The organism is Acinetobacter sp. YH12046 (assembly GCF_013419905.1).
Lineage (GTDB): Bacteria > Pseudomonadota > Gammaproteobacteria > Pseudomonadales > Moraxellaceae > Acinetobacter.
In genome coordinates, this window is sequence record NZ_VOZF01000003.1 from 188,616 (window position 1) to 213,308 (window position 24,693).

Consider the following 24,693-nt stretch of genomic DNA (forward strand, 5'->3'; position numbering starts at 1 on the left):
GAAAGAAACTTCCTTTTTCTACGCAATGACAACCCCAATCATTGCGTTTTTTTTGTCTGTAATTTTTGAAAATATAAAAAAATCCTGCCAGATGAGCAGGATTTTGTTGTGTCTTGAATATTAATATTTGAACAAGCCTTTTTCTAATGGAATTTCAATTCCAATAGAGGCACCGCCATCCTGACCATTTACATCTGAGTCACTTATCCAGGCATTAATTTTAAGTGGCATTTCTGGACGAATATAATGCGACCAGGTGACATCTAGTGCTTTAATTTCATCATCAAAAGCAAAAGCAGCATTATTTACACTTGCACGCTCAGACTGATTGACTTCAGCAAACAATACCCGCCCAGATAAACGGTTCATCGGATCAAAACGGATATCACCACCTACTGAAACCATCTGTGCATCACCACCTAAAGCATGTGCCAGCGGATAACCATGCTGATAAAAACCATCAGTATAATTGGTATGGTTATAAGAAATACCTCGCACCTTGCCGTTAGTACGTGTATCTGCCCATTCTGTATAAAGTTGATATGGCATATTTCTTACAGTCGAAGAATAGTCTATTCCAGCCAGATACATTTTCTTCGCAGGCAGACCACCCGCTTCATCTTCACCTACATATTGCCCATAGAAGCCCATAGGTACCTGTGTCAAAGGAAACAGGTTCAGGCGTGCATCGAAACCAGCAATCTGGTTTGATGGGTCAGGTTCACCCGTACCACCATTATCTTTATTCCCGACAAAAGCATCCCATAATGAACTTAAGCTTTCAGGACGTCCTTCCCCACCCCATTGAATCGCACGAGAAGCACCTAGCTCCAAGTAAGATAAAGGTTGTGCTGTTACACGAAGACCAATTAGTTTGGCATCTGGAACGGCAGTATAATCATCCAATTGTCCTGCAAAAGCCTGATATTGCCACGGTCCAATCCAGGACAGCCATTTAGTTTCAAAAGCTGTTTGTTCTGCACGTTGTGCCATAAATCCATATACTGGGCGGCTAGCATCGCCGCGAATCAAGCTGCCATCATGTCCCGGACCCCAATAGGTCGGAATTTGGCCGGCAATCAGCCATTGATTCCAGAGTTTCCCTGCTAGATAAGATCCTTCCAGATTTACATCCTGATCATTCTCAATTTGTCGATCTTTTTCGGCATTAACCCGGAGTTTGGCATCCCAGTTTTCGCCACCTGCATTAAACTCTAAAGCTGCCTGAAATTGTGCCTTTTGCTGATCGCCAAAGGCTTGAGGAATATCTTTTGGATCACTTTCCGCAAATAAGCCTACTTTGAGCTGCTGATTGTCTGCTGTTAATTTTGCCAGAACTGAACCAATAACACGTTGTTGTACTTTGTTACTCACTTGTGCATTGGATAGAGCACGTTGAATTTCATCACCACTGAGCGGCCAGGTCGAGGTACTGATCTGGATCACCCCTTGCTGGTTTAACCAGTTCAAGTCAGTACGAAGATTTGCATCATTCAGAACCAGCCCTTGAGCAAAAACAGGAAGTGAAAGTGTCGTAAGAAGTACACTTAATAATGGTTTTTTTAGAAACATGGGATCAATATTCTCAAGTTTATTTTTGCCTAACCATAGATATTTCAAAAACAATATTCAATGGCGAAACTGTATCAGTATAATATGAAACCCTAGATTTAATTGACTTTCAAAATAATAAATCGCTTCGAGAAATGAGATAGAAATACAAAAATGAAATTACAAATGTAAAAAATAGAATTAAATAATGCTGGGTTTTAATTTTATTTAAAATAAATACTGAACACATAAAAAAGGCAGTTTTAAAAACTGCCTTTTTTCGAATAAGTCATTAGTGTTTATGACGCATATGCGGGAATAAGATTACATCACGGATACTTGGTGCATTCGCAAAGATCATCACCAGACGGTCAATACCGATCCCTTCACCTGCTGTAGGAGGCAGACCATATTCCAGAGCTTCAATGAAGTCAGCATCATAGTGCATTGCTTCATCATCACCCGCATCTTTCTCAGCAACCTGTGCCTGGAAGCGTTCAGCCTGATCAATCGGGTCATTTAATTCTGAGAAGCCATTTGCCAGTTCACGACCACCGATAAAGAATTCAAAACGGTCTGTAATATGCGGATTTTGATCATTACGGCGAGCTAGTGGAGAAGTTTCCGCTGGATATTCAGTCACGAATGTAGGCTGACGTAGTTGAGTTTCTACCGTTTCTTCAAATACGATGGTTTGCAGTTTACCCAGACCAAAACCTGGTTTTACCTGTTCTTTCAGTTCTTCCTGAATGAATTTCGCCAGGAACTCACGGTCATTGACATTTTCTGGAGTGAACTGTGGATTGTGCTCAAGAATGGCGTCAAACATTGAGATCTTTTTAAATGGTCCTTTGAAGCTAAAGACTTCATCGCCATAAGGCACATCAGTGGTACCCAGAATATCAATTGCCAGTTTTTCCAGCATTTGCTCTGTCAATTCCATCAGGTCTTTGTAATCTGCATACGCCTGGTAGAATTCGATCATAGTGAATTCAGGGTTATGACGAGTAGAAACACCTTCATTACGGAAGTTACGGTTAATTTCGAATACGCGCTCGAAACCACCCACAACCAGACGTTTCAAATAAAGCTCAGGTGCAATACGCAGGAACAACGGCATATCCAGTGCATTATGATGCGTTTCAAATGGACGCGCAGATGCTCCACCAGGAATTACGTGCATCATCGGGGTTTCAACTTCCATAAAACGTTTGTCGTTCAGGAAGCTACGAATACCGGCAACAACTTTGGCACGAACTTCAAAAGTTTTACGGGTTTCTTCATTTACGATCAGATCAAGATAACGTTTACGATACTTCACTTCAGTATCAGTTAAACCGTGGAACTTGTCTGGAAGTGGACGTAATGATTTAGTCAGTAATTCAAAATGTTCGATATGAACATACAGATCACCTTTACCAGAACGACCGATATAACCTTCAACTGCAATGATATCGCCCAGATCCAGGCCTTTGATCGTTGCAAGTACTTCTGGCTCAAGTTCTTTACGTGGAACATAAAGCTGAATACGACCGGTCATATCCTGAATCACGATGAATGAACCGCGGTTCAACATCACACGACCTGCTACTTTTACATGAACGTGTTCGCCAGCTTCAATTTCTTCTTTAGATTTATCAGCAAACTGGTCTTGTAAGTCTTGCGCATAATGTTCACGTTTAAATGTGTTTGGCCATGGGCTAACACCAGTTTCTTTTGCGTGGTCTTGAATCTGCTTTAACTTGGCATGACGCTGTGCAATTAAATCGTTTTCGGAAATGATTTGTTCAGAAGTCGATTGAGCGTTATTTTGCGTCATCTCTGCCTCGGATAAGATTAGTTAAAAAATAGAAGTTGCATAGAATAGCAGAAATCTGCATCAAATCGTAGCGTAAAGACTTCCTACACGTGGCTTTTCTTGAGAAAAATTTCTGGATATATGAAATTCTTAAAGGCAAATGTTTTTCAGTTTCGAATTTTATGATTGGTTTTTTTAGAATATTGCCCAACTTTTGTTAGATGAAAGTCCAAGACCTCAATCCTCTGCACAAATTCTGCCTTTATATCCCATATCAGCTTAGACCAATAGCTAACTGCTTCCTCGAAATAGACGTTTTACAATAATGACCATATTAGAAGGTGGTGTCTTAACACCCTGACCACGACTTTGCCATGTCCGATAAAAATGAGTAAAAATATGTCTAAAATATTGTTTTTTCATGGCTTGGATTCGTCAAAACAGTCCACGAAATTTCATGCAATTGATGCAATGCATAAATATTGTATAGATGTGGATTATCGCAATCTGAGCTACCAGTCGGTAGCCGATTTCTACCACGAAATGGTTGAAACCATTAAACCGGATATTCTGGTCGGACACAGTCTGGGCGGTTATTGGGCGCTAAAAATGTCACAAGCTCATCAGATCCCTTGTGTGATCGCGAATCCTAGCTTGCAACCGAATTTCCGCGATGATTATCCTGCGATTTGTGACAGTGATTTGCAGCATGATATTCCGCAAATGGCCTATCTGGAATTAGGCGATGAAATTCTGGATATGCATGCAGCACAGGCACAGCTTGAAGATTATATGCAAATTCATGCCATTGAAGGTGGTCATCATCGTCTGGAACATCCCGAACAGATTAACGACCTGATTCAGGAAATTGAATATCATTTTATCCGGCAATAAAAAAGCCCCAATAGTTGGGGCTTTTTTGATCATTCAGACTTAAGCAACTGCAGCTTCAGGCTGGGATTTATCGTCAAGTACTGACCAGATGTCCAAGCCTAATTCACCGTGTAAATCTGGCAGATCAAGGAAGATGCTCGCACCTAGAACCTGATGCTGACATTTCTCAGCCAATTCATGAACTGCTTTCAATGTACCACCAGTTGCCAGTACATCATCCACGATAATCACTTTTTGTCCCTGAACCTCTGCAGACATTTCCAGACGGTCCAGACCATATTCAAGGCTATAACCTACACCTACGACTGGAGGCGGCAATTTACCTGCTTTACGAACCAGTAATAAGCCTTTGCCCGTACGCTGCGCCAACAGACTTGCCAGCACGAAACCACGTGCTTCCACTGCCACAAAGCTGTCTACTTCAGCTAGCTTTTCTTCAGGAATGCTGGCAATCAAAGCATCAGTTAATGGACCCAGATTATTCATGAATAATGGAGTCAAATCGAAGAAACAAATGCCTGGTTTTGGGAAATTCTGGACAGTACGAATGTGAGACCACAGAGAAGTAGACAAATTGCTCATGGGAGATCTTTAAACAAGGAAAGGAATAGGTGAATTTTAAACTAAATTAACAATGTGTAACAACAACGACTGTGCAACATTAAAGCAGAAAATAATACTAACCAGCTGATTTAAATATATAAATTTATTTTAAAAAATATTTAATAAAGACTTTGCTGAGTCTAAGTTAACTGATTTTAATCATTTTTTCTGCCCGACTTTGGTCTACAGCTTAATCTAAGTCAGAAGAGTATTTTATAAAACTAAAAATACAACTCTTTGCCTAACCTTAAATATATTTCTAGTAGTGAAATATCTAGGGACTGACCTTTCTGCTGTTAATTTCACTGATTAAACTTTTATTCGCTTTACTTTATGAATAGAACTGCGTAAAAATTTAGCCAAATATGTTTACTATTAAAAGTCATATTCTTTAGGGTCTTGCCATTTGTGGATTTTAAGCTGACAGCTACAGTTGGTCAGTTTTGGAGAGTTATATGAAAAAATATCAATGCATCGTTTGTGGATGGATTTATGACGAGGCAGAAGGTTGGCCTCAGGACGGAATCGTTCCTGGAACCAAATGGGAAGATATTCCTGATGACTGGACTTGTCCGGATTGTGGTGTTTCTAAAGTCGATTTTGAAATGATTGAAATCTAATCATGTTCTTTTAAAGACCATATTGAATGGTCTTTTTTATGTCCTTTATACCTGAAAAAAACTAATTTAAAAAAGCATGGAGAATCGTATGCATCCTATCGTCATCATTGGTTCGGGCATGGCGGGTTATGCTGTTGCCCGTGAGTTTCGCAAACTCAACCCAGACCATGAACTTGTCATGATTTGTGCTGATGATGCGACTAATTATGCAAAACCTACGCTTTCTAATGCTTTAGCAGGAAACAAAGCGCCAGAACACATCCCTTTGGGTGATGCAGAAAAAATGTCAGCACAGCTGAAAATGCGCATCGAAAAAAACACCTGGGTCAAAGTGATTCATCCTGAACAACATCAGCTAACTTTAGAAAAAGACGGTCAGGAAAGCACACAGGATTATTCTAAACTGGTGCTAGCTGTAGGTGCCAATCCAGTACGCCTAGCCATTGCCGGTGATGCCAGCGACGATATTCATATGGTCAATAACCTGACTGACTATAAAGCTTTCCGTCATAATCTGGCAGCACGTGAGGATAAACGCGTGGTGATTCTAGGCGCAGGCCTGATCGGCTGTGAATTTGCCAATGACTTGCAGCATACCAATCATCAGGTCACTGTGATTGATCTGGCACCCCAGCCTTTAGGTCGCTTATTACCAGCTCATGTCGCAGATGCTTTTCAGCAAAATCTTGAAGAGACGGGCATTCATTTTGTATTAGGAACAACAGTTGAAAAAGTCTCTAAAGTTGAAAATGGTGACTATCTGGTAACACTTGCCAATGGCCAATCAGTAGTTGCTGACGTGGTGCTCTCTGCTGTGGGCTTACAACCGAATATTTCTGTCGCAAAAGAAGCCGATATTCATACCAGTCGCGGGATTCTGACCAATACAAAACTAGAAACCAATCAACCGGACATTTATGCAGTAGGCGACTGTGCGGAAGTAAATGGAATGCTTTTGCCATATGTCATGCCAATCATGCAGCAGGCCCGCGCCCTGTCTAAAACATTGAATGGCGAACATACTGCAGTCCATTATCCAGCAATGCCTGTTGCGGTAAAAACGCCAGCTGCGCCATTGACTGTCCTTCCTGCTCCGGTTGATGTCGAAGTAACTTGGGAAAATGAAGAGTTTGATGACGGTATGCTGGCCAAAGCCTTTGATGCCAGCGGTACTTTGCGTGGATTTGTCCTGCTTGGTGCCACTGCTGCCAAACAACGCCTGGCATTGACCAAGCAGGTTCCTGACTTGATTCCAGCTACAGTTTAGATGTTTAATACAAAGGACATTTTTTAAGCGAAATGTCCTTTAATCAGGAAATACATCATGCACAGTGCCCTGCAGTTCAATCATTCTCCGTATACAGCTTTCATGCGTGAAACCAAGGCCGATCTTCGCAATGGCATCGAATTGCACGTGGAAGTCGGAGGAAATCCTGAACACCCGACCATTCTGCTGATTATGGGACTTGGGGCACAGATGCTATACTGGCCCGATTTCTTCTGTAAATCACTCATTGATCAGGGCTATCATCTGGTGCGTTTTGACAACCGGGATATTGGTTTATCTTCCAAGATTCACCATAAAGGGCCTCGCTTAAACACCTTAAAAATGATGAGCCGTTTTGTACTGGGTTTAGGCAATCAGGGCGCGCCTTATACGCTGTACGATATGGCAGATGATGTACATCTTCTGATTGAAAAAATGGGACTGGGTCAGGTCTATGTGCTCGGTGCCTCTATGGGCGGCATGATTGCCCAGATTCTGGCCGCACGTTATCCTGACAAAGTTAAAAAAATGGGCTTACTGTTTACCAGTAATAACCAGCCACTGTTACCCCCGCCTTTTCCAAAGCAACTCTTTAGTTTAATTGACAAACCCGCTTCCACAGATGAAGATGGCATTGTCGATCATAGCTTGAAGCTGTTTAATATTATTGGCTCACCGGGTTATGTGAATCATCTGGAAGCGATTCAGACCGCCCGTAAGTTATATAAGCGAAGTTACCATCCAGCGGGTGTACTTCAACAGTTTTTAGCAATATTATGTACGGGTTCATTGCTGCAACTGGACAAGCAAATCCAACAAGAGACCCTGGTGGTTCATGGTGCTCGTGACAGATTGCTGCCTCCTAGTCATGGTAAGGCTGTTGCAAAAGCAATTTCAGGGGCTAAATTTGAATTAATTGATGGAATGGGGCATGATATCCCTCCGCATTTTATTCCATATCTTAGCGAATTATTTGCTGATCATTTTAAATCATAAACATTAGGACACTATGGCTGCATTACCATCCCTAAGACAGCTGTCATACCTCGTAACACTGTCTGAGACGCTGCATTTTACAGAAGCTGCTCGCCGCTCATTTGTTACCCAGTCAACTTTGTCTGGCGGTATTATGGAGCTGGAGCGTTTACTCGGTGGCGTTCTTGTTGAACGCGATCGCCAGAATGTACGTTTAACGCCGCTTGGTGAACAAGTGGTTGCACGTGCCCGTGTTCTACTGGCTGATGCTCAGGACTTAATGCGTTTAAGTCGTGAAATGAGTGAACCATTAACCGGTGATCTGCATCTTGGCGTTATTCCAACCATTGCCCCTTTCATCCTGTCGCAATTTCTGGATGAAGTGCATCAGCAGCTACCGAAAATTCAGCTACATTTACATGAAGCTCAAAGTGAGAAAATTGTAGAGAAACTGGAGCATGGTAATCTGGATATGGTGGTGCTAGCGCTGCCTTTCGATACCCGTAGCCTGAAAGTTGCTGAAATTGCCAAAGAGAATCTGTATCTGGTACATCACAAATCTGACCAGAATGCGGCTCAAGCCAAATCTCTGGAAGATCTGGACCTGTCTCGCCTGATGCTGCTTGAAGAAGGTCATTGCTTGCGTGATCATGCATTGAGTGCCTGCCCGATTGGTGAGCGTAAAAATGATCACCGCCTGAAAGCAAGTTCATTACCGACGTTAATTGAAATGGTGTCTGCTGATCTTGGTTTCACCCTGTTGCCAGAAATTGCGCTGCATACCAATATGATCAAAGCCAATCCGGATCTGCGCATCAATCCAATCAACGCAGCACCAAGCCGTACTCTGGCACTGGTCACTCGTAAGAGCACACCGCTACAAAGCGAATTCGATGTGTTATTACAAATTTTGCAAAAAATTACTGCCCATGATGCAGCTTAATTAAGCCCTAAGAAAAAAGGAGCACTTAGATTGCTCCTTTTTTATTGCCTGTGTCTTCTGATAAAGTAAATTTTTATAAATTCAGTCAATTAAAATGATCCAAAAACCAGTTTTTCAAACTTTAACTACTTATAATATATAAAAATTAAATTCCTATTTCTGGGGATTGGCATTGAAACCAATTTAAGCCAAAATACATCTGTATATTAATTACTCTCAGGATAAGATTTCTTTGGCCTCATTTTTGCCCGCACCCGTATTATTGGTGCAACCTTATCCACCCTCGCTCTCTTCCAATCTTGATCTTGCATTGCTACAGCTCGGTTATCAACCGGATATGCTGTCCTATACCGATCATCTGTCTGCTCAATCCCATATTGAACAGTATCTTCCCAATCTAGTGTTATATGAGATTCATGAGAAAGCACAACTTAAGAATCTTAATATAATTCAAGCACGAATCCAGATTCCTCATCTGATTGCAGTTTTAGCTGATGATTCAGCTGAAATGATTAATTTATTCTTGTCATCTGGCGTGGATCGATATCTGATTGCATCGCATCCTGTTTCAAAAATAGTAGCGAGCCTGAAAATTATCCTACGCGGTGGTGCCGATTTACATCCTGAATTAGCCCGTTATTTAGTGAGTCAGGAAACAAAAATACATTTTTTAAATCAGACTGAAGTACAGATTTTAAAGTATTTCAGCCAAGACCTGACTTTGGCCGAAATTCAAAACAGATTAAGTCTGCACGATTACCAGATTTATGCTGCTATTCGCAAAATCTATCAAAAACTCGCGAATCCATTTATCCATTCTCAAAATTAACAAAATATAAAAAAGGCTGAATCATCAACCTTTTTTAGTTTGTTTGAGTTATTTAAAGGTTTCCAATAAAGTACGCTGTGCATTATGTGGTTGTTCACCTTCAGCGACTTGAGCACGCACCCAGGTTCCATCTCCCTGTAACAACCAGGCCTGTTGATTGTCTTTCAGGTAATTTAATAAACCTTGCTGGTAAATGCGTTTCTTTAATGCTTCATCTTCGATCGGGAAACAGGCTTCTACACGATTAAACAGGTTGCGATCCATCCAGTCTGCGCTTGAGCAATAAATACGAGAATTACCATTATTACTAAAATAAAATACGCGCGTATGTTCCAGGAAACGGCCGACGATTGAACGTACCCGAATATTCTCTGAAAGTCCCGGCAAGCCTGGACGTAGACAACAAATCGAGCGGATAATCAGATCAATCTGTACACCTGCTTGAGAAGCTTCATACAGTTTATTGATCAGTTGCAGCTCAGTTAAAGCATTGACCTTCACGATGATCTGGGCTTTCTTGCCCGCTTTGGCATTGGCTATTTCATTATCAATATAGTTGATGAGCTGGGCATGCAAGGTAAATGGAGCATGGAGCAGCTTTTTCAGCTTGGCCATTTTCCCCATTCCGGTCAATTCCTGAAAGATACGATGCACATCTTCACACAGATCCTTGTCCGTGGTTAAGAGACCATAGTCGGTATAAATTCGCGCATTGCCGGCATGATAATTCCCGGTACCCAGATGTACATAACGCACCAGCTTGTTATTTTCTCGGCGTACCACCAGAATCATTTTGGCATGGGTTTTATAGCCGACAATGCCATAGACCACGACAGCCCCCGCCTCTTGCAGTACATTAGCAACTGCAATATTGGATTCTTCATCAAAACGAGCACGCAGCTCGATGACTGCAGTCACTTCCTTACCGTTACGGGCCGCTTCTGCCAGCACCTGCACGATCTCGGAATCTGGACCACTACGATACAATGTCTGCTTGATTGCCAGTACCTGAGGGTCACGTGCTGCTTCACGTAACAGCGTAATCACTGGTGCAAAAGATTCAAATGGATGATGTAGCAAAATATCCTGCTTCTGCATGGCACTGAAAACATTTTCAGATTTTTTCAGTACTTTAGGCAGAATTGGCGTATGTGAATCATAACGCAAATGTGGACGTTTGAAGTTGGAAAGTAACCGCGCCAGATTAACCGGTCCTGCCACTTTATAGAGCTGTTCTTCATCCAGATCAAATTCTTCCAGCAGATATTCATAAATATGCTGCGGACAATTTTCAGTCACTTCCAGACGGACTGCACGACCAAAACGGCGTGAACTCAGTTCACCTTTTAAGGCTTTGGCCAGGTCTTCAACATCTTCATTTAAGGCTAGATCGGCATTCCGGGTGACACGGAATTGGTAACATCCCGTCGCGGTCATGCCCGGGAACAGGTCAGACACATGTTCATGAATGATGGCGGATAACATCACATGATGTTCTTTACCATCAGTCAGTTCATCCGGTAAACGCACAACACGTGGCAATGAACGTGGCGCAGGAACAACCGCAAGATCAATCTGACGGCCAAAGGCATCTTTCCCTTCGAGCGTCACAATAAAATTCAGGGATTTATTCACCAGACGTGGGAATGGATGTGCCGGATCAAGGCTAATAGGCGTAAGAACTGGAGCAACCTGTTCCTGAAAATATTTTTTCACCCAGGCCGATTGTGCCGGTGTTAGCTCTCCACGGCGCAAGAAGCAGATATCTTCCTCACGCAGTTTAGGCAAAATCTCTTCATTTAAAATACGGTACTGACGTTCAATGGCGGCATGTGCAGTTTCGGCAATCTGCTCTAATACTTGTTTTGGCGTCAAACCATCTGGACTGCGGCTTTCATTGCCCAAATCCAGTTGTTCCATGACGCCAGCCACACGAATTTCAAAAAACTCATCCAGATTACGTGAAAAGATCAGTAGAAAATTCATGCGTTCCAGCAAAGGATGCAGAGGATCAACCGCCTGTTCCAGCACTCGCAAATGGAAATCCAGAATAGACAGTTCACGATTAATGTAACGATCATTATAAGTATATTCGGTTGGTGCCGAAGTCGTACTGGCTGCCGTATTCATATCAAACCTACGCTATTTTCAAGTCTTGCTTATTGCTTTTAGTATGCTTCAAATTAATGACATTTTCATAAAAAAAGCCCAAATATTTGGGCTTTATCTTGATATTTTTATTTAAGGGATTTCGGCATAGCGCATATAACGTTGAATCATACGTTTACGTGCTTTTAGTGCAGATGCATTACGATGATCTTCAAAATATTTTGGATTGGTGAGAATCGCTGCCAGGAAGATGGCCTGATCACGGGTCAGGCTCTCTGCAGTCTTACCAAAATAATGTTTGGCTGCCGCTTCTGCTCCATAGATATTGTCTCCAAACTCAATCGAGTTTAAATACACTTCCAGAATACGCTCTTTAGACCACATGCGTTCCATCATCCAGGTCGCGACAGCTTCCTGACCTTTACGCAGGAATGAACGCTTGTTGACGAGGAACAGGTTTTTAGCCAGCTGCTGGGAAATGGTTGACCCTCCTGCCACAACACGGCCTTCATTCTTGTTACGGCTGAGTGCAGTCTGAATACCATCCCAGTCAAAGCCATGATGGTGCATGAATTTTCCATCTTCTGCCGTCACTACCGCCTGCTTGAGATTGGTACTGATTTCATCATAAGGGCGCCACTGATGTTGAATGGGCTTGGAGGGTTCAGTCCAATAATCGATCCGCATCATCATGGTGGTATTCACTGGATTGGTTCGCCACCAGGCTAAACTTGCAAAAATCCACAGTTGAACAAGTAGAATCACACTGACAATCACGAGAAGGGTGCGGGTCAGAAAGGCTTTCATGTCAGTGCGTTACTCCTGAAAATTCAATTTTTCGTGTTAAGCTTATTCGAAATATACAATCACAGCAAAAAAATAGCATGCCTGAATATTCTCCCCCAACAACACATCGCAAACTGGAAATGCAGCTCTGGTGGATGACCGCACTCCTGATCTGTATCAATGTCGGCCTGTTTGGCTGGCAGGTTCTGAATGGAATGGACATCACACAGCCAAGTTCTCCAGATGCCATTCGCTGGGGAGCAGATTATGCACCTTTAACGTATTTAGCGGAACCCATACGCCTGTTTAGTAGCATGTTTTTTCATTTTGGCTTAATTCACCTGATGTTGAATATGTGGGCACTGTATATTTTTGGTAGTGTCGCTGAACAAATTTTTGGCCGGATCTATTTTACAGGTCTTTATATTTGTGCCGGCCTGATGGGTAGTTTGCTCAGTGGCTATATGAGTATCCAGGACAGTTATGCCTTAATCGAAGGCGGTGTAGCCAATCCTGGCTTATTGCCGGGTGTTAGTGCGGGTGCTTCGGGTGCAGTCATGGGTCTCGGTGCCTCCCTGACTGTTCTATCTTTACTGCCAATGTTGCCCCGTCAGCCTTTTATTCTGGATAAAAAAACGCTCGTAATGATCATGGGCCTTAACCTGGCGATGGGCTTTATGATCAGCGGAATTAACAATGCCGCACATATTGGCGGCATGATCATGGGGGCCGGACTAACAGCGCTCTGGTATCTTGGTCAGAAAATGCAGCGTGGCCGTTTGGTCAGTCTGGTTGCCTTACTGCTCGGCGTCGCTGCCTGTATCGTGCTGTATCAATATAATTTGGCTTTGCTTGAACCGATCCGCCCACTCTGGCAAGAGATTTTACAAATGCTACAACAGCAGTTGGCGGATCAACCTGCAAGATAAATCTTATTGATTCATCTCACGCAGGCTTTGCAAGGGCGGAATTTCGGAAAGATGACTCAGACGATAACGCCCAATCAAGGTACATAACACAGTCATAAACACAGGTAAGATAACCCAGATTTCCCAATGAGGCTGGATGATCAGATCCATCTTATAGCTGGCAATGGCGCTGATCACTTCTGCAAACAGACATGAAACAATACCGGCGAATAGTCCGATAAAACCGATTTCCAGACTCATCATGGTTTTCAGCTTCTGTTTGGAACTACCAAAAGACCGGAGCAAAGCCACTTCACGTTTACGTTCATCCATGAGCAGGTTTAGACAGGCCATCAGTACCAGAAAACCGGATACGCTGACCAGCACAGCCAGAATGGTAATGATCTGCACCAGTACATTCACAATCCGTTTGATTTCTTCCAGAATCAGGCTGACATCAATAAATACCGTATTGGAAAACCGCTGAACCAGATTCACCAGTTTATCTTTATCTGTTTCCGGTACATAGAAACTGCCCAGATAACTGCCCGCATTGGCATCCATAGTATTCGGTGCAAAGATAAAGAAGAAGTTTGGACTAAAACTCTCCCACTCTACCGTTCTGAGATTCACCACTTTGGCTTCGAGTATGCCTTCAGGCAGGCTAAAGCTGAGCTTATCTCCCAGTTTGATGCCCAGCTCTTGTGCAGTATTGGCTTCGACCGAAACCTCACCCGGCTGTTTCAATCCTGCCTCCCCCTGAACAATCACATTATCCTGAGGATAGCGATCCGACTGGGTCAGATTCAGTTCACGTCTTAAGGTATTACTCTTTTTGACCAGTTCAGCAGCAAAAGGATGATCATTTTTCGCTACCAGGCGCCCGCGAATATTGGGATAAAGCGGCGTGCTTTTCCAGCCATTCTGTTCTAACTGAGCTTTTAAGTCAGGCATATCAAAAGGCGGCAGACCATAGACAAACTGGTTGGGTGTCCCTTCCGGCAACTGTTGCTGCCATCGATCAAGTAAATCTGTACGCAGTACAGCCAGCACACTAATCAAACTGAGTCCTAAAGCTAAGGCAGTAATCTGTAAAGCGGTCTGATACGGTGTCCGTACATAGGCAGACAGATTGAATTTCAGATTACGCAGCAGTTTTAAAATACTCCAGACCGTAAAATACAGAACAGCACAAAGCAGAATAATGGCCCCAATCACCCAAGCTGTCAGCACGATATTTTCCGTTAAAATCACACTGAAAATAATCAGACTTAAGGTTCCGGTCAGTAACATCCACAACATCGAATGGACGGATTTTTCCTGCTGACGAATGACCCGAATCGGAGGAGTATTTAAGAGTTGAAACAGACTGGGCATGACAAAGCCCAGTAACACCACTGCACTGGTCAGCATGGCAATTGGCAAGGGCCCCAGCAGCATCGCCGTAGCAGAGAACTCAAGCTGCAAGTTTGGAATAAGCTGTAGCATGAGCTGCAGCAAGCCATAACCCAATGCAACACCTATCACGCTACCAATCAACATGGCGATTAAAAGCACTAAACCCAGCAAAGCCAGATAAGCGGCTAGAATCTGATTTTTGGTCGCGCCAATACAACGCATCAGGGCAATATGATCCTGGTTCTGCTGTACATAACGTTGTGCGGTTAAAGCAATGGCAATCCCGCATAATAAAATGGTGAGAATATTCGCCAGTTGCAGAAAAGTATCCAGATTGGCAATTGGTTTCATTAAACGGGTATTGCCTTCGCTGGCATTACGCAAGCGTAGACTGCCCTGCTGTTCCAGTTCTTGTCCCTCAACCTCAGCATCTGCTTCATCTGAAGTCCCATTTTCAGATTTTATCTTCTGCTTGAACCAGGTTTCATATTGCCGGGTATCGGCTGGATTGCCTGCCATTAATAAACGGTAATCAATCCGGCTACCGACCTGAATCGCATTGGTGCGCGCCACTTCTGACTGAGCAATAATCACAGTCGGCAAAAAGCCAGAAAAACCCAGCTCCTGATTAGAATCCTGCTCAATTTTTGCAGTAACCTTAAATTTGGCATCGGCGATATTCAGTTCATCACCCAGTTTGACCTTGAGCAGATCCATGGCCCGTGAACTCAGCCAGATTTCCCCCGCTTGGATTTTATCTGCTGCAGGCTGAACCCGTAGCTCTCCTCGTAAAGGAAAAGCCTGATCAATAGCCTTAACATTGACCATGACAAACTGATCATTGGTATAAGCCATCGTACTGAAAAATGTGACTTCAGATTGCTGTAAATCGAGCTGCCTGGCCTGATCACGCCATTCCTGAGCTAGCGGCTCATTATCAGAAAGTACCAAATCTCCCGCCAGCATTTCAGCTGCCTGTAAAGCAACGGCGTTCTGAATCTGTTCATTACTGAACTTTAGTGCCGTTGTGGCACTAATCGCTAAGGTCAGCGCGATGATTAGCAGATAAATCCCTGTCGTATTAAAACTTTGTCTGAGTAAAGGACGAAACAGATGCTGCATATCAGCCTCCACTCGCATGTTCAATCAGCTGACCATTGACCAGTTCAAAATGACGCTGGCATTGTCGGGCCAGATCAGGATCATGGGTAACCAGAACCAGCGTAGTGCCTAATTCACGATTCAACTGAAAGAGCAGCTGTTCGATTTCTTGGGCAGTTTCCCCATCCAGATTACCTGTCGGTTCATCAGCAAAAATGATTTTGGGTTCACTGACCAATGCGCGGGCAATGGCGACACGTTGCTGCTCCCCACCCGACAGTACTTTTGGTGTTTGCTGAGCCTGACGCTCTAATCCGACTTTTTGTAGCAATGCCAGCGCCTTTTGTTCGGCATCACTATATTTAAAATCTGGCTGTAAACGTAAAGGCAGCATGACATTTTCAAGTGCCGTAAGATGAGGCAAAAGCTGGAAAGACTGAAATACAAAGCCAATATTTTTTAGCCGGACTAAAGCACGTTGCTCTTCATTCAAGCTCGATACCAGCTCCCCACAAACCGTTAACTGCCCGGAACTGGTCTGATCCAAAGTGGCCAAAATGCCCAATAAAGTCGACTTTCCTGAACCGGAACGCCCGGTAATGGCGACCTGTTCTCCAGTCAAAATTTCCAGCGAAAGATCTTCAAAAATAGTCAGTTGTTTTTGTGAAAGTTGTATCTTTTGTGTCAATTTCTGGGCAGAAATAATCGCTTGTGGCATGATGGTCGAATCGTTGCTGCTTTGAATCATACGTGTCCTATATGAAAGATCTAAATCAGAAAAATCGTGTATTGCCTTGCCTGGTATTCTTTGGACTATGCCTGATTCCTTTTAGTCTGTCGGCAAAGACCATTATGATTGTGGGTGACAGTATAAGTGCTGGTTATGGCATGCAACCACAGCAAGGTTGGGTACATTTATTACAAAAGCGTTTGGACCAACACTATCCGAAACAGCATAAAGTGGTCAATGCAAGTGTGAGCGGTGAAACCACCAGTGGTGCCTTGGCAAGGCTGCCGAAACTGCTACAGACGCACCGTCCAGATATTGTGGTGATTGAGCTTGGCGGGAATGATGGCCTGCGTGGACAGCCACCCCAAATGATTCAAAAAAATTTAGCAGCTCTGGTACAACAAAGTCAGAAAGCCAAGGCGAATGTGGTTGTTTTTGGAATGAAAATGCCACCAAATTATGGCCAGGCATATAGTAAGGCTTTTGAAAATAACTATAAGGTGGTCAGTCAGCAGTATAAGGTCAAACTACTACCCTTTTTTATGCAAGGCGTCGCTGGTAATAAAAGTCTGATGCAACAGGATCAGATTCATCCCAACACCAAAGCCCAGACTATTTTATTAAATAATGCTTATCCTTATATTAAAGGCGCCCTCTAAGGCGCCTTTAACTGAATTAAATCTTAAAATTTTCTTAGAAGTCAAAGAAAGTTACTTCACCGGTTTCAAGTGAATATTCTGCACCAATCACCTGTAGCTTACCTTTAGCAATCAGGCTTTCCAGAACTGCAGAACCATGACGTAATTGATTTACTGAAGCAAATACATTGGAACGGACTGCATGTTTAGACAGTTTATTCAGGTCATCTTTCAGTTCAGTCTGCATTAGAATTTCAACTGATGGACGTACACGGTTCACGATTGACATCAGATTTGCAGATGGCGGCGTTGCTGGATTGGTTAATGCTTCAATTGTTGAATGAATAGCGCCACAATGTGTATGACCCAAGACAATTACAATCGGACAGCCAAAACTTTCTGCTGCGAATTCGACACTCCCGACTTGAGACGGTGCAACAATATTACCTGCTACCCGAATGACAAACAGATCACCTAGCCCTTGGTCAAAGACCATTTCTGCGGGTACACGTGAATCTGAACATCCTAAAACAATAGCAAATGGTTCCTGACTTTCTGCCATCTCAGCACGTTGCTGATGCGATAATAATTTTAAATGCTGCGTTTCACCATTGACAAAGCGCTGGTTACCCTTTTTAAGACGATCTATAGCTTCCTGAGCTGTGAGCATTCTTTTTTACCATCGATGTTTTTAGTGGGAATATCTTACTGCTAGATTTTTTGAATGTCACTTGCAAAAAAAATTAGCTGTAAAATTTTTAGCGCTTTGATGATTTCTTGTTCTGATAATTTTTCTGTGAAGTTCATCACGTTTTTTGGGCAGTTTTTCTGCTCAAGCTAATAATTAACAGATGTACAATATTAAGGAATGCTTTAAAATAAGTGAAAGATTACGATTTGATTCATCTATAAATTGCAAATCGATAACACGGAAGTATTTTGAGCGTTTTTGCTCAGTTTTTTCAGGGGACAGTGCTAATGAAGAAAATAATAAAATTGCGCTCAAAAATTATCTATTCCACTTTAGTCGCTCTGGGTCTTAGCCTATCTAGCCTGAGCCATAGCCAATATCTGTTTACGCCGCCGAAAGCCAAGTCTGCCGAAGTTTTACAGCTGTATCTGAGCCAGCAACGCATCCAGGCGGGTCTACAATCCAAAACCTTAAAAATCGGTGATGTGACCTGGAGTTATAATGAAGGCGGGGCAAAAAACAAACCCTCGATTATCCTGATTCATGGACTGGCAGGTACACGCGACAACTGGAATCGTGTCGCCCAGTTTTTGACACCTTATTATCATGTCATCATTCCGGATTTGCCGAGCAATGGCGATACCCGGGTTCCAGCAGATTTTGATTTGTCTGTACCCAATGTCACTTCGCAATTACGTACTTTTGTCGAAACCTTGAAGATTGAAAAAAATCTGCATGTCGCTGGCCATTCTCTAGGCGGTTCAATTGCGACAGTTTATGCATCCCAATACCCTTTCGATACCCAAAGCCTGTTTCTAGTAAATAGTGCCGGCATCTATAAAATGGGCAATACGCCTTATACCAAAGACCCACATGCGCTCAAAGATCTGATTGTCAGTAAACCGGGCGATCTGGAAGATGTCTCCAAACAGCTGATGCAGAATCCACCAGCGATGCCTTACCAGTTAAGACATGCGCAGGAAAAACTGTTGATTGCCCGTTCGGAACAAACCAGCAAATCGATTGATCAGGTGGTAATGCTCAACCGGCTGTATACGCCTGATACCTTTGCTCGTCTGACCCGTACAGTGGAAGCCCCGACTTTAATTTTATGGGGAAAACAGGATCGAATTATTAATGTCGAAGTGGTGAAAGAGCTATATTCTTTATTGAAACGTGCTGAAACTCCGGTAATTTTAAATAATGTTGGTCATATGCCGATTCTGGAAGCAGAGAAACAGGTTGCCCAACATTATTTGCCTTTCCTGGCCAAGACACAGACCCTAAAAAATCCACTTGCTGATAAACTCATTCCTTTCAATTAAGTTTCAGAGAAGTTATGCAGAAACACCCGATGATTGAGCAGTTGATTGATGCTCAACTTGATTTTCTTGATCAGGTATTTTCTCAATCTGAAACCATTCAAAGCGAGTTTCATGAGTTTTATCTCTGGTTGCGCAAGCAGACCCTAAAAGATCTGTGGAGCTGTGAACTGATCAATCAGCTGCTACAAAAGCAGATTCTGGATACTGCTGCCAGTTCTTTTCTAATTGAGCAGATTGCCGAACATATCCGTTTTGCACTGGTCCATCCGGCCAATGATACAACCAAAATCGCCGATGTCATTCCGGTACTGACCATAGATAAAATTGCACAATATGTGGCCAGCAAAAGTGGTCATCGTCAGCGCCTAATCAAAGCGGTGGTGAATAATCCTGCTTTTTCAGCCATGATTACGCAACTGATCCAACATTCGATTCAGGATTATCTGGATAATTCTGTGATTGCCAAGAGTGTTCCGGGCGTTTCCCGCTTCATGAAAATGGGCAAATCTGTTCTGGAAAATGTTACGGATTCCAGTCTGGACAATACAGTTGCCCGTTATTTGCAAAAAAATATTTTAAAACTCAGCCAAATGAGTGAGCATGTGCTGAACCAGCACTTTGATGATGACAAGCTATACCATTTTCAGGCCAATCTCTGGCATAAGATCAAAGACATGCCGCTGTCCGTGCTCAAGAACTATATTGAAACCCAGGATCTGAACCAGACGGTAAGTTTGGGGCACGAAATCTGGGATCATATGCGCCAGACGGAATATATGCAGCAGCAACTGCATGACGGGATTTATACTTGGTATGTACGTAATCAGGAACATACTTTTGATCAGTTATTACGAGATCTGAATATTGATGAATCGCTGATCCAGACCGAACTGAATGAATTGCTGACACCGATTATTCAGCAGATGATTCATCAGGGCTATTTACGTGAACGTGCCCGTGCCTATCTGGAAAAATTCTATTATGCTGAAAATACCTTAAAAATTTTAAAGGTTGCAGAATAAAAAAAGCCGCTAGAAAGCGGCTTTTTCATATCTATGAATTAGAATTTGATATTCATACCCACGGTGTATCTACGACCATCAAGTACAATGTCATAATCGCCATTGGTAATTTCTTTATTTGCAATGTTATAAATACCAGCGGTCAACCTTAAGTTATCTGTCGCTTTAAAGACTGCACCGGCATCAAAAGTACCATATCCCGGTGTCCCATTATCCATAGAAGTACGGCTTAAATAATCACTGGTTTTGCCACGGTAATTATAGTCCATCCAGGTCGTCCAGGTATCTGAAACATCATAATCCAGACCGACATTCAGCATATGTTTTGGCATTTTATTTAAAGGCTGGCCTTTAAATTCGCCACTTTTTTGCTCAGTTTTTGTATAAGTATAACTTGTACTCGCGTGAAGATTATCCAGTACATCATAGTCTAATGTGAATTCAGCACCTTTCATTTCTGCATCGGAAACGTTTTTCATTTGGCTAACAAATCGATATGGCTTGCCATTTGCCGAACATTTCCATTCTTCTACAGGAGAACTATTTGTTGTTCCTGGCGTGTCACATAAACGATCTTCAACAATTTTATCTTTAAAATCAGATTTAAAGACCATTAAACTGCTTGTTAAACCAAGTTCAGGAGCCGAATAGTTAAATCCGAATTCATAGCTCGTACTTTTTTCTGGAGACAAATCAGGGTTACCAATGATGACAGCACTGCCTTTTCCTGTTCTGCTACCAAAACCTTCTGAAATTTGGCTAATCGTTGGTTGTTTATAGCCTGTACTTACACCACCTTTCAAAGTTAAAGCATCAGTTAAATGATAAACACCATAGACGCGCGGTGTAATTTCACCACCAAAGTATTCATCTTTATTGTAGCGGGCGCCCACAGTTAAAGCGAAATCATCGGTAATGCTCCACTCATTTTCTGCATATAAGGCAAATAACCAACGGTCGAGTGAAGTGACCCCAGTAATATCGGCTAGACCATTTGTGGTATCAGTGATTTTTTCTTTTTGATATTGACCACCCACTGTTAATGCATGGTTACCCAAAAAGAATGAGCCTTGTGTATTAAAGACTTTTAATTCTTCATTTTTTTCGTCAGCCACGACACCACTATAAACTTTTTTAGTTGTCTCATCTTGATAGTATGAATCAAGGGTAAAATTATCGTAACGTGCTTTATGCGTTAAGGTATATAGATTTTTCTCATTTTCATTGATAGAGGCTTGAGTGGCAACATCCACACTTTTACCCAGTGTTGTAGTGTACTGCTGCCCTGTAAAATCATATCTCAAACCAATATCGTTATGTTCATCGACATTCCAAACCAGTTCAGTACCGAGCTTTCTCACTTTCTTCTCAGACTCACTTGAACCAGATTTTTGCCCTTCTCCACCGACAAAGTCACTTTCGTCATTCCCCTGGAAGTTACCATCTATACTTAAAGATAATTTATCTTGAATTAATGGGCCTGTGACATACATGCTGACGCCATAACTATCATTTGCATAATCATTATCAGACTTCGTATATTCAGGAGAAATACTTCCATACCAATTACTAGCAGACGCTTTTTTAGTAATAATATTAATTACACCCCCCATAGCATCTGAACCATAAAGTGATGACATTGGACCACGTACGACTTCGATACGTTCAATCATGTCAATTGGTGGTAAATATGCACCAATTTTCCCACCGTCTGTACCATTACCATTCACTGCCCTACCGGCGCTAATTGGTCTGCCATCAACAAGGTATTTCGTATAGGTTGCACCCATACCTCGGATTGTAATCTCTTTATTATTGCCGCCACCTTGCACAGAGACGCCTGGCATATTTTTTACAGCATCAATTACATCTGTATATGATTTTTTTTGTAATTCTTCCGCGGTAATGACTGAAATAGAAGCGGGTGCATCTGCAATATTTTGTTCAAAACCGCCCGCTGTGGTTACCACAATGGTCTGCAATTTAGTAGTTTCAGTCTGTAATGTTGCTTTTTGTTCTTCAGTTACCTGGTCTTGTGCTTGTACTGAAGCAGCCAATGTTGAAAGTACAGCAAAAGCTAAAGTCGATTTCATAAACGGCTTGTTCATATCCGAAGGTGCCCCACAGGTAATTTATGAATAAAAGTGATGAATTTTTGAAGCATTGTAACGAAAAAACATCCAAATGCAATTGTTATTAATAATTATTATCATTAACTTTAGTATTGTTAAAAAAACCTCGAATATTCGAGGTCTTTTTTAAGTTAAACTTAAATAGCTTAAAGACTTATTTGAAATAAGCACCTTCAGCTTGGGTATGGTCAGTCTGGTCAACGACACGTGCCAACTCAGGAATGTGCTGTTTCAAGGTTGTTTCAACGCCTTGTTTTAAAGTCACATCAATTGCTGAACAGCCCTGGCAACCACCACCAAACTTAAGAACTGCAGTTAAGCCATGCTCAGGATCTTCAATCACTTCAACCAGTGCACAGTTACCACCGTGACCTGCCAGACCCGGGTTAATTTCTGACTGAAGCACATAGGTAATACGCTCTTCTACAGAGGCATCAGGACCGACGCGTGGCACTTTAGAGTTTGGTGCACGGAAAGTCAGCTGACCACCAAAACGGTCTTTATTGTAGTCAATAACTGCATCTAGCAAGTATGGAATTGACGGAGAGTCAATATAGGCCGGAAAATCAGGATATTCCTGCTTATAGTCTGTAGGTACAACCTCATCAGGTGCACTATAAGCCATGCAACATTCAGCGCGCGGTGTACCCGGATTTTCTACAAACACACGTACGCCAATACCTGGTGTATTCTGTTTGTCCAATAGATCCTTTAAATACTCTTGTGCTGTCGGTGTAATCAAAAGATTTGGAATTTCTTCTGCAACCGGAGTGTTGCTGTTCTCAGTCGACATAACAATAATTTCCTCAAGCTGAAGCTGCTATTTTAACTGAAGATGCGGGGTAATTATAAAAATTCAACCAAAATTGTCGGATTTATTATAAAAGTCGCACTTTAGATTTGTTTTAATGGCATGATCATTGTCAAATAGATAGAACCAGAATTACTTATATGCTTGATTTACCTTTTAATCATACCGTCACTATTATTCTGATCACCTGTATTGTTTCTTTTATTGCTTTTTCAAAAGAAACAGTAATGAATCGTCTGATTTTCTGGCCGCCTGCCATGCAACGTGGTCAATATGACCGTTTCATTACCCATGGGTTTATTCATGCAGATGGCACGCATTTACTGTTCAATATGATCACGCTGTTCTTTTTCGGCAGCATTATTGAAAGTTTTTATCGCCAGTATTTATATGATCTGGGCTTTATCCTGTTTTATCTCGGTGGTCTGGTTGCAGCAATTTTGCCAAGTTATCTGAAACATAAAAATGATGCGCGCTGGGCCAGCTTGGGTGCTTCCGGTGCAGTATCCGCCGTTCTGTTCGCTTACATTCTATTTGAGCCATGGAAGCTGATTTTCGTATTCTTTATTCCAGTCCCTGCGATTATTTTTGCTGTTTTATATGTGGCCTATAGTATCTGGTCGGGCAAACGCGGCAACAGTAATATCAATCACAGTGCCCATCTGTGGGGTGCAGCTTATGGTGTGGTGATGACGATTATTCTGGAGCCGCGACTTATTCCACATTTCCTGAATAAACTAACCCAAATCCCTTTCTAAAGTCTTGGATGATTAAGAAGGGATAGCCAGTATCCCTTTTTTAATCATTCACATATGAAAATGATTTTCATTTCCAAAAATTATGCTAATCTTGTCGCGAATTTAGAGGAATAAACATGAAATTTAAGACTTTAGCACTTGCCACAATATTAGGACTGACAACTTCCTTTACAGTTTCTGCACAGGTCACTTTCGACTATAAAAACCAAAATATTCAACTCAAAAAAGCCCCGAAAAAGATCGCAGTATATGACCTTTCGGCACTGGATACCTTGAATGCACTAGGGCTTGAAGCTTAACTGGTGCCTGCAGCAAACTTTGCAGGCAACTTAAGCAAATACCAGCAGGACAAATTCACCAAAGCTGGTTCACTGTTCGAACCGGATCTCAATGTACTAAAAACTGCAAAACCTGATCTGATTATTGTCGGTGGCCGTTCGGCTTCTAAAGCCGAGGCAGTTAAAGGTATTGCTCCGACTTTAGATCTTTCTCCAGATACTAGCCAATATATTGCCAATCTGACGGAACGTACCCATGTCTTGGCTCGTGCATTTGGTAAAGAGAAAATTGCTACTGAAAAGCTCGGTAAAATCGCAACGCTGCAGCAACAGCTTAAAAAACCCGAATCCTGCTTAAGCCGATGACTTCATAATTTGAATTGTTGGCTTATTTTTATGGATCAGTTGATATGCACACAAGGACGCGTAAATCCCTCCTAGAAATCCATGAACACTACGTGCTTTGCTTGTCACTAAATTGTACTGACCTTTCAATAAACTGAATAAAGTCTCTATCTTATTGCGC

The 24,693-nt window shown here is 42.3% G+C and carries 23 protein-coding genes and 1 pseudogene; 13 read left to right on the forward strand and 11 right to left on the reverse strand.

What is annotated here, in order from left to right:
* Nucleotides 1-120: 120 nt before the first annotated feature.
* Together FTU03_RS04010 and lysS are read right to left on the reverse strand one after the other, a co-directional pair.
* A complete protein-coding gene (locus tag FTU03_RS04010; RefSeq protein ID WP_179992118.1) occupies nt 121-1,572 on the reverse strand; it encodes a capsule assembly Wzi family protein in 1,452 nt (483 codons plus the stop codon).
* 271 nt (nt 1,573-1,843) lie between these two features.
* Entirely contained in the window at nt 1,844-3,370 is a 1,527-nt protein-coding gene (gene lysS, locus FTU03_RS04015; protein WP_034704199.1) for a lysine--tRNA ligase, read from the reverse strand.
* Between the two features lie 378 nt (nt 3,371-3,748).
* Between lysS and FTU03_RS04020 the strand changes: the two genes are divergently transcribed.
* The gene (locus FTU03_RS04020) at nt 3,749-4,243 is read left to right on the forward strand and encodes a YqiA/YcfP family alpha/beta fold hydrolase (protein WP_034704192.1); all 495 of its coding nucleotides are present in this window, start codon (nt 3,749-3,751) and stop codon (nt 4,241-4,243) included.
* Nucleotides 4,244-4,282: 39 nt separating this feature from the next.
* On the opposite strand, the gene FTU03_RS04025 is transcribed toward FTU03_RS04020, so the two are convergent.
* Nucleotides 4,283-4,825, reverse strand: a complete 543-nt coding sequence (locus FTU03_RS04025; protein WP_004783009.1) for an adenine phosphoribosyltransferase — start codon at nt 4,823-4,825, stop codon at nt 4,283-4,285.
* Between the two features lie 476 nt (nt 4,826-5,301).
* Here FTU03_RS04025 and rubA point away from each other — a divergent pair, with 476 nt between their 5' ends.
* The 5 genes from rubA to FTU03_RS04050 all read left to right on the forward strand — a co-directional run bounded on the left by rubA (nt 5,302) and on the right by FTU03_RS04050 (nt 9,480).
* Nucleotides 5,302-5,466: a rubredoxin RubA gene (rubA, locus tag FTU03_RS04030; RefSeq protein WP_004783011.1), complete on the forward strand. Its 165-nt coding sequence runs from the start codon at nt 5,302-5,304 to the stop codon at nt 5,464-5,466.
* Between the two features lie 88 nt (nt 5,467-5,554).
* Complete coding sequence (gene rubB, locus FTU03_RS04035; RefSeq protein ID WP_175967056.1) at nt 5,555-6,733, forward strand: rubredoxin reductase RubB; 1,179 nt, start codon at nt 5,555-5,557, stop codon at nt 6,731-6,733.
* Between the two features lie 57 nt (nt 6,734-6,790).
* The gene (estB, locus tag FTU03_RS04040) at nt 6,791-7,729 is read left to right on the forward strand and encodes an esterase EstB (RefSeq protein ID WP_218949847.1); all 939 of its coding nucleotides are present in this window, start codon (nt 6,791-6,793) and stop codon (nt 7,727-7,729) included.
* A gap of 13 nt (nt 7,730-7,742) precedes the next feature.
* Complete coding sequence (gene oxyR, locus FTU03_RS04045; RefSeq protein WP_005234587.1) at nt 7,743-8,651, forward strand: LysR family transcriptional regulator OxyR; 909 nt, start codon at nt 7,743-7,745, stop codon at nt 8,649-8,651.
* Between the two features lie 232 nt (nt 8,652-8,883).
* Entirely contained in the window at nt 8,884-9,480 is a 597-nt protein-coding gene (locus FTU03_RS04050; RefSeq protein WP_179992119.1) for a response regulator transcription factor, read from the forward strand.
* A gap of 48 nt (nt 9,481-9,528) precedes the next feature.
* On the opposite strand, the gene ppk1 is transcribed toward FTU03_RS04050, so the two are convergent.
* Both ppk1 and mtgA read right to left on the reverse strand, forming a co-directional pair.
* Complete coding sequence (ppk1, locus tag FTU03_RS04055) at nt 9,529-11,610, reverse strand: polyphosphate kinase 1 (protein ID WP_034704182.1); 2,082 nt, start codon at nt 11,608-11,610, stop codon at nt 9,529-9,531.
* Between the two features lie 111 nt (nt 11,611-11,721).
* Nucleotides 11,722-12,396: a monofunctional biosynthetic peptidoglycan transglycosylase gene (mtgA, locus tag FTU03_RS04060; RefSeq protein WP_179992120.1), complete on the reverse strand. Its 675-nt coding sequence runs from the start codon at nt 12,394-12,396 to the stop codon at nt 11,722-11,724.
* A 77-nt stretch (nt 12,397-12,473) separates the two neighbouring features.
* Between mtgA and FTU03_RS04065 the strand changes: the two genes are divergently transcribed.
* On the forward strand, nt 12,474-13,304 hold the full coding sequence (locus FTU03_RS04065) for a rhomboid family intramembrane serine protease (RefSeq protein ID WP_179992121.1): 831 nt from the start codon (nt 12,474-12,476) through the stop codon (nt 13,302-13,304).
* 3 nt (nt 13,305-13,307) lie between these two features.
* On the opposite strand, the gene FTU03_RS04070 is transcribed toward FTU03_RS04065, so the two are convergent.
* Entirely contained in the window at nt 13,308-15,803 is a 2,496-nt protein-coding gene (locus tag FTU03_RS04070) for an ABC transporter permease (protein ID WP_179992122.1), read from the reverse strand.
* Nucleotide 15,804: 1 nt separating this feature from the next.
* Entirely contained in the window at nt 15,805-16,530 is a 726-nt protein-coding gene (locus FTU03_RS04075) for an ABC transporter ATP-binding protein (protein WP_179992123.1), read from the reverse strand.
* Between the two features lie 11 nt (nt 16,531-16,541).
* Here FTU03_RS04075 and FTU03_RS04080 point away from each other — a divergent pair, with 11 nt between their 5' ends.
* Nucleotides 16,542-17,171, forward strand: a complete 630-nt coding sequence (locus FTU03_RS04080; RefSeq protein WP_179992124.1) for an arylesterase — start codon at nt 16,542-16,544, stop codon at nt 17,169-17,171.
* Nucleotides 17,172-17,205: 34 nt separating this feature from the next.
* On the opposite strand, the gene FTU03_RS04085 is transcribed toward FTU03_RS04080, so the two are convergent.
* Nucleotides 17,206-17,820, reverse strand: coding sequence for a carbonic anhydrase (locus tag FTU03_RS04085; RefSeq protein WP_004783034.1), 615 nt, complete (start codon nt 17,818-17,820; stop codon nt 17,206-17,208).
* A gap of 308 nt (nt 17,821-18,128) precedes the next feature.
* On the opposite strand from FTU03_RS04085, the gene FTU03_RS04090 reads away from it, so the two are divergent.
* Both FTU03_RS04090 and FTU03_RS04095 read left to right on the forward strand, forming a co-directional pair.
* A complete protein-coding gene (locus FTU03_RS04090) occupies nt 18,129-19,166 on the forward strand; it encodes an alpha/beta fold hydrolase (RefSeq protein WP_179992125.1) in 1,038 nt (345 codons plus the stop codon).
* A gap of 14 nt (nt 19,167-19,180) precedes the next feature.
* On the forward strand, nt 19,181-20,188 hold the full coding sequence (locus FTU03_RS04095; protein ID WP_179992126.1) for a hypothetical protein: 1,008 nt from the start codon (nt 19,181-19,183) through the stop codon (nt 20,186-20,188).
* Nucleotides 20,189-20,226: 38 nt separating this feature from the next.
* Here FTU03_RS04095 and FTU03_RS04100 read toward each other — a convergent pair whose 3' ends face one another.
* Both FTU03_RS04100 and nfuA read right to left on the reverse strand, forming a co-directional pair.
* Entirely contained in the window at nt 20,227-22,296 is a 2,070-nt protein-coding gene (locus FTU03_RS04100) for a TonB-dependent receptor domain-containing protein (protein ID WP_179992127.1), read from the reverse strand.
* A gap of 178 nt (nt 22,297-22,474) precedes the next feature.
* A complete protein-coding gene (nfuA, locus tag FTU03_RS04105) occupies nt 22,475-23,113 on the reverse strand; it encodes a Fe-S biogenesis protein NfuA (RefSeq protein WP_034705129.1) in 639 nt (212 codons plus the stop codon).
* A 158-nt stretch (nt 23,114-23,271) separates the two neighbouring features.
* On the opposite strand from nfuA, the gene FTU03_RS04110 reads away from it, so the two are divergent.
* The 3 genes from FTU03_RS04110 (at nt 23,272) to FTU03_RS16080 (ending at nt 24,533) form a co-directional block, all read left to right on the forward strand.
* Nucleotides 23,272-23,889: a rhomboid family intramembrane serine protease gene (locus FTU03_RS04110; protein WP_004783040.1), complete on the forward strand. Its 618-nt coding sequence runs from the start codon at nt 23,272-23,274 to the stop codon at nt 23,887-23,889.
* A 116-nt stretch (nt 23,890-24,005) separates the two neighbouring features.
* Nucleotides 24,006-24,188, forward strand: a complete 183-nt coding sequence (locus FTU03_RS16165) for a hypothetical protein (protein ID WP_179991998.1) — start codon at nt 24,006-24,008, stop codon at nt 24,186-24,188.
* Nucleotides 24,189-24,191: 3 nt separating this feature from the next.
* The gene (locus FTU03_RS16080; protein WP_257225549.1) at nt 24,192-24,533 is read left to right on the forward strand and encodes a hypothetical protein; all 342 of its coding nucleotides are present in this window, start codon (nt 24,192-24,194) and stop codon (nt 24,531-24,533) included.
* Here FTU03_RS16080 and FTU03_RS04120 read toward each other — a convergent pair.
* Nucleotides 24,522-24,693 (reverse strand): annotated as a pseudogene (locus FTU03_RS04120) (IS982 family transposase); the annotation flags it as partial. The gene FTU03_RS16080 and the pseudogene FTU03_RS04120 sit on opposite strands and share 12 nt — an antisense overlap.

Coding starts and splice junctions, on each gene's coding strand:
- FTU03_RS04010 (WP_179992118.1), bottom strand. CDS start 1,572: ATGTTTCTAAAAAAACCATTATTAAGTGTACTTCTTACGACACTTTCA.
- lysS (WP_034704199.1), bottom strand. CDS start 3,370: ATGACGCAAAATAACGCTCAATCGACTTCTGAACAAATCATTTCCGAA.
- FTU03_RS04020 (WP_034704192.1), top strand. CDS start 3,749: ATGTCTAAAATATTGTTTTTTCATGGCTTGGATTCGTCAAAACAGTCC.
- FTU03_RS04025 (WP_004783009.1), bottom strand. CDS start 4,825: ATGAGCAATTTGTCTACTTCTCTGTGGTCTCACATTCGTACTGTCCAG.
- rubA (WP_004783011.1), top strand. CDS start 5,302: ATGAAAAAATATCAATGCATCGTTTGTGGATGGATTTATGACGAGGCA.
- rubB (WP_175967056.1), top strand. CDS start 5,555: ATGCATCCTATCGTCATCATTGGTTCGGGCATGGCGGGTTATGCTGTT.
- estB (WP_218949847.1), top strand. CDS start 6,791: ATGCACAGTGCCCTGCAGTTCAATCATTCTCCGTATACAGCTTTCATG.
- oxyR (WP_005234587.1), top strand. CDS start 7,743: ATGGCTGCATTACCATCCCTAAGACAGCTGTCATACCTCGTAACACTG.
- ppk1 (WP_034704182.1), bottom strand. CDS start 11,610: ATGAATACGGCAGCCAGTACGACTTCGGCACCAACCGAATATACTTAT.
- mtgA (WP_179992120.1), bottom strand. CDS start 12,396: ATGAAAGCCTTTCTGACCCGCACCCTTCTCGTGATTGTCAGTGTGATT.
- FTU03_RS04065 (WP_179992121.1), top strand. CDS start 12,474: ATGCCTGAATATTCTCCCCCAACAACACATCGCAAACTGGAAATGCAG.
- FTU03_RS04070 (WP_179992122.1), bottom strand. CDS start 15,803: ATGCAGCATCTGTTTCGTCCTTTACTCAGACAAAGTTTTAATACGACA.
- FTU03_RS04075 (WP_179992123.1), bottom strand. CDS start 16,530: ATGATTCAAAGCAGCAACGATTCGACCATCATGCCACAAGCGATTATT.
- FTU03_RS04080 (WP_179992124.1), top strand. CDS start 16,542: ATGAAAGATCTAAATCAGAAAAATCGTGTATTGCCTTGCCTGGTATTC.
- FTU03_RS04085 (WP_004783034.1), bottom strand. CDS start 17,820: ATGCTCACAGCTCAGGAAGCTATAGATCGTCTTAAAAAGGGTAACCAG.
- FTU03_RS04090 (WP_179992125.1), top strand. CDS start 18,129: ATGAAGAAAATAATAAAATTGCGCTCAAAAATTATCTATTCCACTTTA.
- FTU03_RS04095 (WP_179992126.1), top strand. CDS start 19,181: ATGCAGAAACACCCGATGATTGAGCAGTTGATTGATGCTCAACTTGAT.
- FTU03_RS04100 (WP_179992127.1), bottom strand. CDS start 22,296: ATGAACAAGCCGTTTATGAAATCGACTTTAGCTTTTGCTGTACTTTCA.
- nfuA (WP_034705129.1), bottom strand. CDS start 23,113: ATGTCGACTGAGAACAGCAACACTCCGGTTGCAGAAGAAATTCCAAAT.
- FTU03_RS04110 (WP_004783040.1), top strand. CDS start 23,272: ATGCTTGATTTACCTTTTAATCATACCGTCACTATTATTCTGATCACC.
- FTU03_RS16165 (WP_179991998.1), top strand. CDS start 24,006: ATGAAATTTAAGACTTTAGCACTTGCCACAATATTAGGACTGACAACT.